The organism is Rhodococcus sp. SORGH_AS_0303 (genome assembly GCF_030819335.1).
GTDB lineage: Bacteria > Actinomycetota > Actinomycetes > Mycobacteriales > Mycobacteriaceae > Rhodococcoides.
Map to the genome: position 1 here is coordinate 3,164,199 of NZ_JAUTBO010000001.1, position 13,863 is coordinate 3,178,061.

Consider the following 13,863-nt stretch of genomic DNA (forward strand, 5'->3'; position numbering starts at 1 on the left):
GTCATGCCAGACCCCGTACCGTCCGGGCGGGAGCCCTGGTGCCTGCTATCGCTGCCACCATGTCGACCACCCGTCTCGTCGCTGCCACCTCGTGCACCCGGAACATCCGAGCACCCTGTGATGCCGTCAAAGCTGTCGCGGCCAATGTTCCCTCCAACCGTTCGGCAAGTCCTACACCCAGAGTCTCCCCGATGAAATCCTTGTTGCTCAGTGCCATCAGGACAGGCCATCCGGTGTTTACAAGACTGTCGATCCGACGCAACAGTTCGAGCCCGTGATAGGTGTTCTTACCGAAATCGTGGGTCGGATCGATGATGATCCCGTCCGCTCGCACGCCCGCGGCCAGAGCGTTCTCGGCCGATCGAGTCACCTCGGAGAGCACGTCGGCGACCACGTCGGGGTAGCGAACGCGGTGCGGCCGGGTCCGGGGAACGGCTCCGCCGGTGTGCGAACAGACGATGCCGGCACCGACCTCGGCGGCGACGTGCACGAGCTCGGGGTCCGCGCCGGCCCATGTGTCGTTGATCAGATCGGCGCCCTCGGCGCACGCGAGCCGAGCGACCTCGGCCCGCCAGGTGTCCACGCTGATCACCAGATCCGGGTACGCGGCGCGGATGGCGGCGACGAACGGCACGACCCGTCGGGTCTCCTCGGCGGCGTCGACGGTGGCGCCGGGTCCGGCCTTCACACCGCCGATGTCGACGAGGTCGGCACCCTCGTCCACCGCACGGCGGACCGCGTCCATCGCGGCGTCGTCCTCGAACGTCGCGCCGCGGTCGTAGAAGCTGTCGGGGGTGCGGTTGACGATGGCCATGACCAGCGCACGGTCGGTCGCGACCGGTCGACCGCACAGGGTGTCGGCGGGGACGGACGTCTCGGGTGCGCTCACACCACCATGATGCCCGTCCCCGGGGGCCACCTCAGCCCTTGGGCAGCTTGCCGGCACCGACCTCGTCGACGTACTCGTCGTAGCTCTCGACGTAACCGCCGGACTTGCCCTTCAGGACGAACAGGTCGCCGTCCCCGTCGCCGTAGCCCACCTTGCGGAGCTCGACCTTCTTGCTCTTGAACGTGGACGTGGCCTCGAGCGAGTCCACGACGCGGATGAACAGCGGCACGGCGTAGCCGGGCAGGTTCTTGTAGGCGTGCTCGGCGAAGCTCGCGCCGTCGAAGCTCTTGTCGTGGCGCAGGGTCACCGCCGCCATGCCCGCCTTGCCGTCGGTACCGGGAACGTCGACACCGAAGACCACGGCCTGATCGACGTCGGGGTGCGAATTGAGCGCGCCCTCCACCTGGGTGGTGGCGACGTTCTCGCCCTTCCACCGGAATGTGTCGCCGAGACGGTCGACGAACGCCACGTGCCGGAAGCCCTGCTGACGCACCAGGTCTCCGGTGTCGAACCAGCAGTCGCCGTCCTTGAACCCGTCCTTGAGGAGCTTCTTGTTCGTGGCCTCCTCGTCGGAATACCCGTCGAACGGGGCGCGGTCGGTGATCTTCGACAGCAGCAGGCCCACGCCGCCGGACCCGACCTTGCGCAGCCGACCGTTGTCGTCCCGCTTGGCCTTGCCCGTCTCGTCGTCGTACTCGACGACGGCGTACGGCAACGGGCAGAAGCCTGCGGTGCGGTCGATGTTGAAGGCGTTGATGAACGCGATGTTGCACTCGCTGGCGCCGTAGAACTCCGCCACGCGCTCGATGCCGAAGCGGGTGGTGAACTCCTCCCAGATCTCCGGGCGCAGCCCGTTACCCACGATCAGCTTGATCGTGTTGTCGGAGTCCTGCGGGGTCTCGTCCTGCGTCAGCAGGTAGCGGCACAGCTCACCGATGTAGGTGAACGCGGTGGCCTCGTTCTCGCGTACGTCCTTCCAGAAGTTGGACACCGAGAACTGCTTGCCGATGGCGATGGTGGCACCGGACGCCAGCACGGACGACAGGGACACCGTCAGCGCGTTGTTGTGATAGAGCGGGAGGCAGCAGTAGAGGACGTCGTTCTTGTCCAGACGCACGCCCATGCTGCCGAGACCGGACATGGACTTCATCCAGCGGAAGTGGCTCATCAGGCTGGCTTTGGGCATGCCCGTGGTGCCGGAGGTGAAGATGTAGAACGCCTTCTCCTTGGCCTGGACCTCGGCCGTGGTGGCAGGGTTCTCCGCGCTCGCCGACGCCGCCTTCTCGTCCAGCTCGTCCGCGTGCAGGATGACCTTCTCCGGGAGCGCCTCGTCGAGGGACTCGAGGGCCTCGACGCAGTCGCCGTCCACGACGAGGACGCGCGCGTCGAGGATGCCGAGACTGTGCTCGAGCACGTCGCCGCGCTGATTGAAGTTCAGCATTCCGGCCGTGGCGCCGAGCTTGACGGTGGCCAGGGCCACCAGCAGCGTGCGCATCGAGTTCTTGGCCAGCACACCGACGACGTCACCGCGCCGGACGCCGCGGTCGGTGAGCACGCTCGCGTACCGGTTCACCAGATCGTTGGCCTGGCCGTACGTGAGGGTGTCGCCCTCGAAACGTACGAACGGGTGGTCCGGCGTCTTCGCCGCGACGCGCTGGAAGATGTGGCCGATCGACTCCTTGTCGTCGGGCTTGCGCAGGAACCCGGGCACACCCCGGAGGACACTGGGCAGCGCCGCCGTCATCTTCGGAAGTGTGGCGGCGATGTCGAGCAATCCGACCTTGTGACGAGCCTCGGCACCCATGCTGTGATTCCCTCCCCTGGCGAGCCGGCTGCGTCTCCGGCTGTGACGACGCTTACCTTACTGATTGGTAATGTTCACGGTGCGCGTGCCCTGCACGAGCCCACACGCCGTCAGAGCCGTGTCCACGTCCGCCGTGACGACCAGGCGATCGAGCGAGCGCTCGGAGACGAATCCCGTCCCGACGAGCGAGCGCATCCAGTCGAACAGCGGTGTGAAGTGGTTCACGGGATCCAAGACTACGACCGGTTTGTCGTGCATTCCCAGATATCCGGCGGTCCAGGTCTCGAACAGTTCCTCGAGCGTGCCGATACCGCCCGGGAGCGTGATGAACGCGTCCGCCCGGTCGTCCATGATGCGTTTGCGCTCGCGCATCGTCTCGGTGACCACCAGCTCGTCGGCATCGATGTCCGCCACCTCGCGGTGCACCAGGGCCTGCGGGATGACTCCCACCGTGAATGCCCCCGCGGCGCGTGCGGCCGCCGCGACGGCGCCCATCATGGAGACGTTGCCGCCCCCGGACACCAACGTGCCGCCGCGACGTCCGATCTCGGTGCCCACGGCGGCGGCCAGATCGAGGTGATGCTGCTCCACCGGGCCGGACGCGCAGTAGACACAGACCGCGATCGACCCGGTCACTGCTCGGTCTCGCTCGCCCGCGACTCGGTCGCCGCGATCTCGGCCGCCCGGCTCTCGTCGACCCAGCGGACCACCTCCGCGACACTGTCCGTGCAGCGGATCAGCTCGAGATCCGCCTCGGACACCGTGCCGGCGGCCACCAGCGTGGTGCGGATCCAGTCGAGCAGCCCGCCCCAGAACTGCGTGCCGAACAGGATGATGGGGAACCGGGTGACCTTGCGGGTCTGCACCAGCGTGAGTGCCTCGAACAACTCGTCGAGCGTGCCGAATCCGCCCGGCATGCAGACGAAGGCCTGCGAGTACTTGACGAACATCGTCTTGCGGACGAAGAAGTAGCGGAAGTTGACGCCGAGGTCCACCCACTCGTTGAGCGACTGCTCGAAGGGCAGCTCGATACCGAGGCCGACCGAGAACCCGCCCGATTCGCAGGCCCCCTTGTTGGCGGCCTCCATCGCGCCCGGTCCCCCGCCCGTCACCACGGCGTAGCCGGCGCCGGCCAACGCGGTGCCCAGTTCGACGCCGAGCGCGTACTCCGCGGACTCGCGCGACGTCCGTGCCGACCCGAACACCGTGACGGCCCGAGGCAGTTCCGCCAGTGCGCCGAAGCCCTCGACGAACTCGCTCTGGATCCGCAGCACACGCCACGGATCGGTGTGCAGCCAGTCGGCGGAGCCCCGCGAGTCGAGGAGCCGCTGATCGGTGGTGGACCCACCGAACTCCCGTCGGTCCATGACGGGCCCGCGGTAGTTCGTGGACCTCTCGCCGGCGTTCTCCCGGCTCTCGTGCGCTCCCATGAGGGAGAGGCTAGTGGGCGTCGGTGGCGATCAGATACCGGCGCAGGACGTCGGCGACATCGGTGATCTGCTGCACCGGTACACGCTCGTCGCGCTTGTGCGCGAGGTTGGGATCGCCGGGACCGTAGTTCACCGCCGGGATGCCCAGCGCGGAGAACCGGGAGACGTCGGTCCAGCCGTACTTGGCGCGGAACTCTCCCCCCGCCGCCGCGACCAGCGCCGCTGCCGCGGGTGCGGCCAGACCCGGCAGCGCGCCCGGCGACCTGTCGGTCACCTCGACGGTGAGATCGAGATGCTCCGCGTCGGTCGCCTCGCGCACGTGCTCGATCGCCTGCTCCACACTGCGGTCGGGGGCGAAGCGGAAGTTGACGTCGACGAATGCCTCGTCGGGGACCACGTTCCCGGCGACGCCGCCGCTGACACGGACCGCCTGCAGTCCCTCCCGGTACACGCAGCCGTCGATGTCCACGCTGCGCGGCGTGTACGCGGCGAGCCGGTCGAACAGCGGGCCCAGCTTGTGGATCGCGTTGTCTCCCAGCCACGATCGGGCCGAGTGGGCGCGCGTCCCCGTCGCGGTGAACCGCATGCGGAGCGTCCCCTGGCACCCCGCCTCGATGAAGCCACCCGACGGCTCGCCGAGAATCGCGACGTCTCCGCGCAGCCACTCGGGCATCTCCCGCTCGATGCGACCCAGACCGTTGGCCGACGCCTCGATCTCCTCGCAGTCGTAGAAGATCAGCGTCAGGTCCGCGGTGGGCTCAGCGACTGTCGCCGCCAGGTGCAGGAACACCGCGTCCCCCGACTTCATGTCGACGGTTCCGCATCCGTGGAGGACGTCGCCCTCGGCGTGCCCGCGCTCGCGACGACTCGGCACGTTGTCGGCGATGGGGACCGTGTCCAGGTGACCCGCGAGGATCACCCGCGTCGGGAGCCCCCGGTTCGTCCTGGCCAGCACGGCGTCGCCCGAGCGCACGATCTCGAATCCCGTGGTCTGCTCGCGCAGCGCCCGCTCCACCGCGTCGGCCAGCGTGGCCTCGTCTCGCGAGACGCTGGGAACGTCCACCAGCGCCGCCGTGAGGTCGACGGGATCGGCGTGCAGGTCCAGGGAGATCGGTGCGCTCACGCAGCCGACCTTACGTTCGCCCGGCCGTCCGGTCGTCCTCTAGGCTCGGTCCCCGTGACCACAGGAGCATCGGCAGTCGGCATCGCACACATCACCTCGTCGGGAACGGTGCTGGACACCTGGTTCCCCGCTCCCGAGCTCGCCGAGGTGGCCGAGACCGGCACCGCACGGCTCGACGCGGCGGACGTTCCCCCGGAACTGGCCGCGCTGGTCGGACACGACGACGCCCGCGACCTCGACATCGTCGCGGTGCGGACCACCATCTCCTCCCTCGACGACGCCCCGGTCGACGCGCACGACGTCTACCTGCGCCTGCACCTGCTCTCGCATCGCCTCGTCCGGCCGCACGGCCTCAACCTGGACGGCCAGTTCGGCCTGCTGTCCAACGTGGTGTGGACCAACCACGGCCCGGCGGCCGTCGACGGCTTCGAGGCGACGCGCGCCCGTCTCCGTGCACGGGGCGCCGTCACCGTCTTCAGCGTCGACAAGTTCCCGCGACTCGTCGACTACGTGCTCCCCACCGGTGTCCGCATCGGCGACGCCGGTCGCGTGCGCCTCGGCGCCCACCTCGCGTCCGGCACGACGGTCATGCACGAGGGTTTCGTGAACTTCAATGCCGGCACGCTCGGCTCGTCCATGGTCGAGGGCCGCATCTCCGCCGGCGTCGTCGTCGACGACGGCTCCGACGTGGGCGGCGGCGCCTCGATCATGGGCACCCTGTCCGGCGGCGGCAAGGCCGTCATCTCGGTGGGACAGCGTTGCCTGCTCGGCGCCAACGCGGGCCTCGGCATCTCCCTCGGCGACGACTGCGTCGTCGAGGCGGGCCTCTACATCACCGCGGGCACCAAGGTCACCGGCCCGGACGGCACCGTCGTCAAGGCGGCCGATCTCAGTGGGCAGTCGAACATGCTCTTTCGTCGTAACTCCGTTTCCGGTGCCGTCGAGGTCGTGCCGTGGAAGGGTACGGGCGTCGAGCTCAACTCGATCCTGCACGCCAACGACTGAGCGATTCGGCGGCAGGCTGCGTCCGGGGGGGCCGTGAGCCAGGAAGCGATACAGCAGGAACCGCGACTCGAGTCGGTGATCACCGACGATCTGGGTGACGCGGACGCCCACACGTGCGAGGGGCTGGTGCGCGGCGCCTTCGGCGAGCGCTTCACCCCGCACGACTGGCAGCACGCCCTGGGCGGTACCCACGTGATCCTCCGCGACGGCGACCGCATCATCGGCCATGCCGCCGTGGTGCCGCGCCTTCTCCACCACGGCGGCGACGAGTTCGACGGCGGCTTCGTCGAGGCCGTCGCCCTGGACCCGGAGTTCCGGGGCACCGGGCTGGGTGCGCGGCTCATGGCCGCGATCGAGGAGCAGATCGAGTCGGACGACGTGGTCGGCGTGCTCAATTCCCTTCCCGACGCCGTCGGGTTCTACGAGCGGCGCGGTTGGGTGCTGTGGCGCGGACTGCTCGGCGGCATCGGCAACACGGAGGAGCCGACACCGCCCGACGAGGACGACGCCGTCATGGTGTTCCGTCCCGAGTCCCGTCTCGATCCGGACGGCACGCTGCTGGTCAACAATCGCGTCGGGTCGCGCTGGTAGTCCTGCCCTCCCGAACATGTGAATCACCGTTCCGTCCTTGACACCAGTGCGGAACAGGCGTTCACTTCTTGCCATGGTGTACCGACGGACCGCTGCGGTCCAGGAGCGGCTCGATGCCGCCCGATCTCGAATCGTCACCGCTGCACTGTCTCTCGTGGCCGAGCGGGGGTACGCCGCATGTTCGATGGCCGACGTGGCCGCCCGCGCCGGCATCGGTGTGGGCACCGTCTACCGCTACTTCCCCGGCAAGGGCGAACTGTTCGCCGAGGTCTTCCGCGACGCCTGCAGCCGCGAGGTGGCCGCCGCGACAGCGGCGGGTGCGCGCGCCGCCGCGACCGGCACCCACACCGACAGCCTGCTCGCCTCGGTCCGCACCTTCTGCGATCGCGCCTGTCGCGCACCGACTCTCGCGTACGCGCTGCTGGCCGAGCCCATCGACGCCCTCGTCGACACCGAGCGTCTCGCCTTCCGGCAGTCGTTCGCGGACGCGTTCGCCGCCGCCATCCGTGCCGCCGCCCTGGCCGGTGAACTCCCGGACCAGGACGCGCCCCTGACGGCGGCGTGCATCGTCGGCGCCATCGGCGAGGCACTGGTCGTCCCACTCGCCCGCGGCGAGGCCGACGCTCGCGTTCTCGCCGCACTCGAGACCTTCACACTCCGCGCCCTCGGCGCCCCGACCGACAGGAGAGCGTCATGACCCCCACGCACACCGTCACCAATCAGGTTCCGCCACTCATCGGCCACGACGTCGCCGACCACCCGGTCGTCCTGGAGGCCCTGCACCGCGAGGGCGCCGACGACGCGCTCGACGAGCTGCACCGGCTCGGTCGGCTGGCCGGGAGCGAGCAGGCGCAGCGCTGGGGCGATCTCGCCGAGGAGCATCCGCCCGTCCTGCACACGCACGACCGCTACGGGAACCGCATCGACGAGGTGGTCTACGATCCGGCGTACCACGAGTTGATGCGCACGGCAGTCGAATTCGGCATGCACGGGGCGCCGTGGCGCGACCCGTCACCGAACGCGCATCTGATCCGTGCCGCGAAGTTCAGCGTGTGGGGCGCGGTGGACGCGGGGCACGGGTGCCCGATCTCCATGACGTACGCCGTCGTTCCCGCACTCCGAGCGAACGCGGAACTGTCCGCGCTGTACGAACCTCTGCTCACCTCGTCGACGTACGACCCCTCGTACCGTCCTCCCGCGACCAAGACGGGTCTGATCGCGGGCATGTCCATGACCGAGAAGCAGGGCGGTTCCGACGTCCGGGCGAACCGCACGACGGCCGTGCCGCAGCCGGACGGCTCGTACCGGATCACCGGCCACAAGTGGTTCACGTCGGCGCCGATGTCGGACGTCCTGCTGGTCCTCGCGCAGGCGCCCGGCGGCCTGTCGTGCTTCTTCCTGCCCCGCGTCCTCCCGGACGGCACCCGCAACGCCATGGCGATCCAGCGCCTGAAGGACAAGCTGGGCAACCATTCCAACGCCTCGAGCGAGGTGGAGTACGACGACGCGACCGCCTGGCTCGTCGGCGACGAGGGTCGCGGCGTGCGGACCATCATCGAGATGGTCAACATGACGAGGCTCGACTGCACCCTGGGGTCGGCCACGGGAATGCGGGCGGGCACCGCTCAGGCCGTGCATCATGCGGTGCACCGGCAGGCGTTCGGGAAGAACCTCGTCGACCAGCCGCTCATGCGGAACGTCCTGGCCGATCTCGCGATCGAGTCCGAGGCGTCGACGACCGTCGCCCTGTGGCTCGCCGCGCTCACCGATCAGGCAGCTGCGGGCGACGGGCGTGCCGCCGCACTGCGGCGCATCAGCCTCTCCGTCAGCAAGTACCTGGTGTGCAAGCGCGGCCCGGCGCATGCGGCGGAGGCCCTGGAATGCCTGGGCGGCAACGGGTATGCGGAGGAGTCGAGGATGCCGCGGCTCTACCGGGAGGCTCCACTGCTGTCGGTGTGGGAGGGTTCGGGCAACGTCGCGGCGCTCGACACCCTGCGCGCCGTGGCACGACAGCCGGAGACGCTCGCCGTGTTCTTCGACGAGCTCGACGGCTGCCGCGGAGCCGATGCGGCGCTCGACGCCGCGGTGCGGTCGCTGAAGGACTCCTTCACCGACATCGCCACCCTCGAACAGCGGGCACGCCGCGTCGTCGGCGAGATGGCACTGGCACTGCAGGGCTCGCTGCTCGTGCGGCACGGCCACCCCGCGGTCGCCGACGCGTTCACGACGAGCCGACTCGGCGGCGACTGGGGCAGCGTGTACGGCACCCTGCCTACCGGGGTGGACACGGCCGCCATCATCGAGCGATCGACGCCGAAGGTTCCGGCGTGACCGACGCACCCGCCCCGTGGCGGGAGGGGTGGGACGAGGGAGCCGACTCCCCCTTCACCGGCCGCACTCCACAGCAGGACTCCCCGACGTTCCGGACGCTCACCTACGAGGTCGACGGGCGGGTCGCCCGGATCACCTTCGATCGACCGGAGCACGGCAACGCCATCACCGCGGACACCCCCGTCGAACTGGCGGCGGCCGTCGAGCGGGCGGATCTCGATCCGCGAGTACACGTCCTGCTGCTGTCCGGTCGCGGCAAGGGGTTCTGCGGCGGCTACGACCTGTCGATCTACGCCGAGAATCTCGATCGGGGCGACAGCGGGGCCGTGGACACGACGGGGACGGTTCTCGACCCCGTCGTCCAGGCCCGCAACCACGATCCGTCGGGCCAGTGGGACCCGATGATCGACTACGCGATGATGAGCCGATTCAACCGCGGATTCGCCAGCCTGCTGCACGCGAACAAGCCGGTGGTGGCCAAGCTGCACGGTTTCGCCGTGGCCGGCGGTACCGACATCGCGCTGTACGCCGACCAGATCATCTGTGCGGACGACACGCGGATCGGCTACCCGCCGACCCGCGTCTGGGGCGTTCCCGCCGCCGGGATGTGGGCACACCGCCTCGGCGACCAGCGCGCCAAACGACTGCTGCTGACCGGTGACTGTCTCACCGGGGCGCAGGCGGCGGAGTGGGGTCTCGCCGTCGAATCGGTGCCCGCGGATCAGCTCGACGCCCGCACCGAGGAACTTGTCGCACGGATCGCGCGCATGCCGATCAACCAGCTGATGATGGTCAAGCTGGCGCTCAACAGCGCGTTGATCAGCTCCGGCGTGCACACCTCCACGATGATCAGCACGGTCTTCGACGGCGTCGCCCGGCACACCCGGGAGGGCTTCGCGTTCCAGACCCGCGCTGCCACCGTCGGATTCCGGCAGGCCGTCCAGGAACGCGACGAACCGTTCGGTGACGCGAAGCGGAGGTGACGTGAGAACGGGGGGAACAGGCCCCGCGATAAATCGGTTGGCTCCGAGTACGGCTCGATGAGACAGTCGAGCGGTACGTGAGGAGTCGTGTGTGTCCACCGGAGTGCTCGATCGCGGAACGAGACGTGCGGTCGAGGCGTCCTCCGCGACGGTGACCTCGTCGCTCCGCCGCTTCGCCCCGTTCCTGGCGCCGTATCGCTGGTACTTCGTCGGGTCCATCGTGGTCTCGCTGATCGCCACGCTCACCGGCCTGGTGATCCCGCTCGTCATCCAGAGCATCATCGACGGCCCGATCACCCGCGGCGACGTCGCCGGCGTGTGGTGGCCTGCGGCGCTGGTGATGCTGCTGGGAACGATCGATGCCGCCGGCATCTGGATCCGTCGCTACCTGGTGTCGGGGCCGTCGAGTCAGTTCGAGATCACGGCCCGCGCGCACGTGTTCGCGAAGCTGCAGCACGTGTCGGTGGCCGCGCACGACAGCTGGGAATCGGGCCAACTGCTCTCCCGCGCCATCTCCGACCTCTCCGCGCTGCGCCGCTTCGTCGCCTTCATCGGACCGTTCATCATCATCAACGCGGTGACCCTCGTCGTGGGTCTCGGTGTCCTGCTCTCCCGCGCATGGCAATTCGGCGTCATCATGCTCGTCGTGGCGATTCCGCTGGTGTGGGCGTGCGTCCGGTTCGAGGAGCTCTATCGCGTCGTCGCACGCGACGCCCAGGACCAGGCCGGCGACGTCACCACCACCGTCGAGGAGTCCATCCACGGCATCCGGGTGCTCAAGGCGTTCGGCCGCAGCGCCCACCTGGGACGCCGCTTCCTCGCGCAGGCCGCGACGCTCCGCACGACCGAGCTCACCAAGGTTCGGTACCTGGCGATCCTGTGGACCGTCATCGTCGGACTGCCACCGGTGGCCGTCGGCGGCATGCTCGCCTACGGGACGTACGCCATCGTGACGGGGACCCTGACGGCCGGAACTCTGGTGGCGACCATGGCCGTCGTCGCCTTCCTGCTGTGGCCCATCGAGTCCTTCGGTTTTCTGCTCGCCGAGCTGAACAACGCACGGACGGCGGCGGATCGGTACTGGGAGATCATGGACACCCCGGACACCATCGTGGATCCGGTCTCCCCCGTTCCCCTGCCCGACCCGGTGCGGGGGAACATCCGCGTCGACCACGTCTCCTTCGCATTCCCGGACGCATCCGACCACCTCCTGCACGACGTCACGTTCGAGGTGCGTCCGGGCGAGACGGTGGCTCTCGTCGGCAACACCGGAACGGGGAAGTCCGTCCTGACGACGCTGATTCCTCGGCTCTTCGACGTCGACGGTGGCGCGATCACTCTCGACGGTGTCGACGTCCGGTCGATGCGGCTGGCGGATCTGCGCTCGGTGGTCTCGGTCGCCTTCGAGGAGCCGGTGCTGTTCTCGGCCAGTGTGCGCGAGAACGTCGCGCTGGGCCGCCCCGACGCGACGGACGAGGACGTCGCGGAGGCACTCGAGATCGCGCACGCGACGGATTTCGTCGAGAAGCTGCCGTGGGGCCTCGACACCCGGATCGGCGAGCAGGGACTGAGCCTGTCCGGCGGTCAACGCCAGCGTCTGGCGCTGGCGCGGGCGGTGCTCGGCCGGCCCCGCGTGCTCGTGCTGGACGATCCGCTCTCCGCACTCGACGTGGACACCGAGGCGACGGTTCAGCGCAGGCTGCGCACCGTGCTCGCGCACTCCACGACCGTGCTGGTGGCACACCGCCCCTCGACCGCCGCGCTCGCGGATCGCGTCGTGCACCTCGGCCACGGCACGGTGATGGAGACCGGGACGCACGAGCACCTGCTCGCCACCTCGGCGGCGTACCGCGACGTGATGGGCTCGATGTCGGGAGCGGAGCGAGATCATGGCTGACACCGACTGGCGCGGCGTCGGCGGTGAGGACACCGACGTGGACCGGGCAGGCAACCTCGTCCTGGCCGGTCGCTCACGTCGACTGCTCTTCTCGCTGCTGCGTCCGCACCGCCGCCGCACGGTCCTCGCGATGGCGATCATCTTCCTGGACAACCTGGCGTTCGTCGCGGGACCGCTGTTCATCGCCCACGCTCTCGACACGGGCGTCGCCGCTGCCGTCGACGGACGATGGGCGCCGCTGGTGTGGACCGTGGCGGGATACGTCGTGGTCGGGTTCCTCGGCGCCGCCACCACGTACGCGTTCCTCATGGTCTCGGGCCGCCTGAGCCAGGACATCCTGTTCGATCTGCGCGAGCGGGTGTTCCGCCACGCGCAGGCACTGTCGCTGTCCTTCCACGAGAAGTACACGTCCGGCAAGGTGATCTCGCGGCTGACCAGCGACGTCGAATCACTGCAGACGCTTCTCGAGAGCGCGCTCAACGATGCGTTGACCGCGATCCTGTCGATGGTCTCGATCGCGATCATCCTGTTCTGGCTCGACGTTCCGCTGGCCCTCGTCGTGCTCGCGGGATTCGTTCCGCTGCTACTGACCACACGCTGGTCGCAGCGCCGCCAGCGCCGCGCCTACCGACGCACCCGGGTGTCCATCGCGCGCGTCGTGGTGCACTTCGTCGAGTCGATGGTCGGCATCCGCGCCGTCCAGGTGTTCCGCCGCGAGCGCCGCAACGACGCGATCCTGCTCGCGGAGGACACCGAGTACCGGGACGCCACCACCACTGCGCTGCGCGGAATGGCGAGCTACACCGGCATCGTGCGCTGGATCGGCAACGCCACCCTCGCCGTCATCGTGGTCGTGGGCAGCATGCGGGTCATCGGCGGTGCCCTCGACATCGGCGTGCTCGCCGCCTACGTGCTGTACCTCCGCCGCTTCTACGGGCCGCTCGACGAACTCGCGCAGGTGTTCAACGCGTACCAGTCGGCCGCGGCGGCGCTCGAAAAGATCTCGGGCGTGCTCGAGGAGGAACCGACGGTGGCGCCTCCCACCACCCCGGTGCCGATCGGAATCGCGGCCGGCGACGTGGAGTTCGACCGGGTCTCGTTCGGCTACGCCGCGGACGCGCTGGTGCTGCAGCCCTTCTCGCTGCACGTGCCGGCCGGACAGGTGGTCGCCATGGTCGGCGCCACCGGTGCCGGCAAGTCGACGGTGGCCAAGCTCCTCGCGCGGTTCTACGACCCCACGGACGGCCGGATCCGTCTCGACGGCATCGATCTCCGCGACCTGGCCGACGACGACCTGCGTCGCAACGTCGTCATGGTGACGCAGGAATCGTTCCTGTTCTCCGGATCGATCGCGGACAACATCCGACTCGGCCGACCGTCCGCGACCGACGACGAGGTGCGGGCGGCCGCCGACGCCGTGGGCCTCACCCCGTTCCTGGCCGCACTGCCGCGGGGCATCGACACCGACGTGCGCAAGCGCGGTGGACGTCTGTCCTCCGGACAGCGACAGCTGGTGGCCTTCGCGCGGGTGTTCCTCGCCGCACCGTCGGTGATCGTGCTCGACGAGGCCACGTCCAGCCTCGACATCCCCGGCGAGCGCCTGGTCCAGCGCGCCCTCGAGACGATCCTGCACGGCCGGACCGCACTGATCATCGCGCACCGCCTGTCGACGGTCGCGATCGCGGACCGCGTTCTCGTCATGGCCGACGGACGGATCGTCGAGGACGGCACCCCGGAGGCCCTCGTCGCCGGCGACGGCAGGTTCGCGCACCTGAACACGGCGTGGCAGGAGAGCCTGGTCTGACGCGGG

General features: G+C 69.4%; 12 protein-coding genes. 7 read left to right on the top strand and 5 right to left on the bottom strand.

Annotation, left to right across the window (positions count from 1 at the left end):
• Position 1 precedes the first annotated feature (1 nt).
• The 5 genes from folP to dapE all read right to left on the bottom strand — a co-directional run bounded on the left by folP (position 2) and on the right by dapE (position 5,246).
• Positions 2-814 carry a dihydropteroate synthase gene (gene folP / locus QE449_RS14830; RefSeq protein WP_081821090.1) on the bottom strand — a complete coding sequence of 271 codons (813 nt, stop codon included), beginning with the start codon at positions 812-814 and terminating at the stop codon, positions 2-4.
• 106 nt (positions 815-920) lie between these two features.
• Complete coding sequence (locus QE449_RS14835) at positions 921-2,693, bottom strand: long-chain-acyl-CoA synthetase (protein WP_027503865.1); 1,773 nt, start codon at positions 2,691-2,693, stop codon at positions 921-923.
• 57 nt (positions 2,694-2,750) lie between these two features.
• Positions 2,751-3,329, bottom strand: a complete 579-nt coding sequence (locus tag QE449_RS14840; RefSeq protein ID WP_056447448.1) for a TIGR00730 family Rossman fold protein — start codon at positions 3,327-3,329, stop codon at positions 2,751-2,753.
• Entirely contained in the window at positions 3,326-4,123 is a 798-nt protein-coding gene (locus QE449_RS14845; protein ID WP_027503866.1) for a TIGR00730 family Rossman fold protein, read from the bottom strand. Before QE449_RS14845 ends, QE449_RS14840 begins: the two co-directional genes overlap by 4 nt.
• 10 nt (positions 4,124-4,133) lie before the next feature.
• Positions 4,134-5,246 (bottom strand): succinyl-diaminopimelate desuccinylase, encoded by a 1,113-nt coding sequence (dapE, locus tag QE449_RS14850; protein WP_307109049.1) that lies wholly within the window; start codon positions 5,244-5,246, stop codon positions 4,134-4,136.
• Between the two features lie 54 nt (positions 5,247-5,300).
• On the opposite strand from dapE, the gene dapD reads away from it, so the two are divergent.
• The 7 genes from dapD (at position 5,301) to QE449_RS14885 (ending at position 13,857) form a co-directional block, all read left to right on the top strand.
• Complete coding sequence (gene dapD, locus QE449_RS14855) at positions 5,301-6,251, top strand: 2,3,4,5-tetrahydropyridine-2,6-dicarboxylate N-succinyltransferase (RefSeq protein ID WP_307109050.1); 951 nt, start codon at positions 5,301-5,303, stop codon at positions 6,249-6,251.
• A gap of 33 nt (positions 6,252-6,284) precedes the next feature.
• Complete coding sequence (locus tag QE449_RS14860; RefSeq protein ID WP_051612925.1) at positions 6,285-6,842, top strand: GNAT family N-acetyltransferase; 558 nt, start codon at positions 6,285-6,287, stop codon at positions 6,840-6,842.
• A gap of 73 nt (positions 6,843-6,915) precedes the next feature.
• On the top strand, positions 6,916-7,539 hold the full coding sequence (locus QE449_RS14865; protein WP_307109051.1) for a TetR/AcrR family transcriptional regulator: 624 nt from the start codon (positions 6,916-6,918) through the stop codon (positions 7,537-7,539).
• Positions 7,536-9,173: an acyl-CoA dehydrogenase family protein gene (locus QE449_RS14870; RefSeq protein ID WP_307109052.1), complete on the top strand. Its 1,638-nt coding sequence runs from the start codon at positions 7,536-7,538 to the stop codon at positions 9,171-9,173. The genes QE449_RS14865 and QE449_RS14870 overlap by 4 nt, the downstream gene beginning before the upstream one ends.
• Positions 9,170-10,156 (top strand): crotonase/enoyl-CoA hydratase family protein, encoded by a 987-nt coding sequence (locus tag QE449_RS14875; RefSeq protein WP_307109053.1) that lies wholly within the window; start codon positions 9,170-9,172, stop codon positions 10,154-10,156. Before QE449_RS14870 ends, QE449_RS14875 begins: the two co-directional genes overlap by 4 nt.
• Before the next feature lie 91 nt (positions 10,157-10,247).
• Positions 10,248-12,053, top strand: coding sequence for an ABC transporter ATP-binding protein (locus tag QE449_RS14880; RefSeq protein WP_307109054.1), 1,806 nt, complete (start codon positions 10,248-10,250; stop codon positions 12,051-12,053).
• Positions 12,046-13,857 (top strand): ABC transporter ATP-binding protein, encoded by a 1,812-nt coding sequence (locus tag QE449_RS14885; RefSeq protein ID WP_307109055.1) that lies wholly within the window; start codon positions 12,046-12,048, stop codon positions 13,855-13,857. Before QE449_RS14880 ends, QE449_RS14885 begins: the two co-directional genes overlap by 8 nt.
• Positions 13,858-13,863: the final 6 nt, after the last annotated feature.

What these genes read in the sequence shown, in the direction of transcription:
- folP (WP_081821090.1), bottom strand. Translation starts at nt 814, where the DNA reads ATGGCCATCGTCAACCGCACCCCCGACAGCTTCTACGACCGCGGCGCG.
- QE449_RS14835 (WP_027503865.1), bottom strand. Translation starts at nt 2,693, where the DNA reads ATGGGTGCCGAGGCTCGTCACAAGGTCGGATTGCTCGACATCGCCGCC.
- QE449_RS14845 (WP_027503866.1), bottom strand. Translation starts at nt 4,123, where the DNA reads ATGGGAGCGCACGAGAGCCGGGAGAACGCCGGCGAGAGGTCCACGAAC.
- QE449_RS14865 (WP_307109051.1), top strand. Translation starts at nt 6,916, where the DNA reads ATGGTGTACCGACGGACCGCTGCGGTCCAGGAGCGGCTCGATGCCGCC.
- QE449_RS14870 (WP_307109052.1), top strand. Translation starts at nt 7,536, where the DNA reads ATGACCCCCACGCACACCGTCACCAATCAGGTTCCGCCACTCATCGGC.
- QE449_RS14885 (WP_307109055.1), top strand. Translation starts at nt 12,046, where the DNA reads ATGGCTGACACCGACTGGCGCGGCGTCGGCGGTGAGGACACCGACGTG.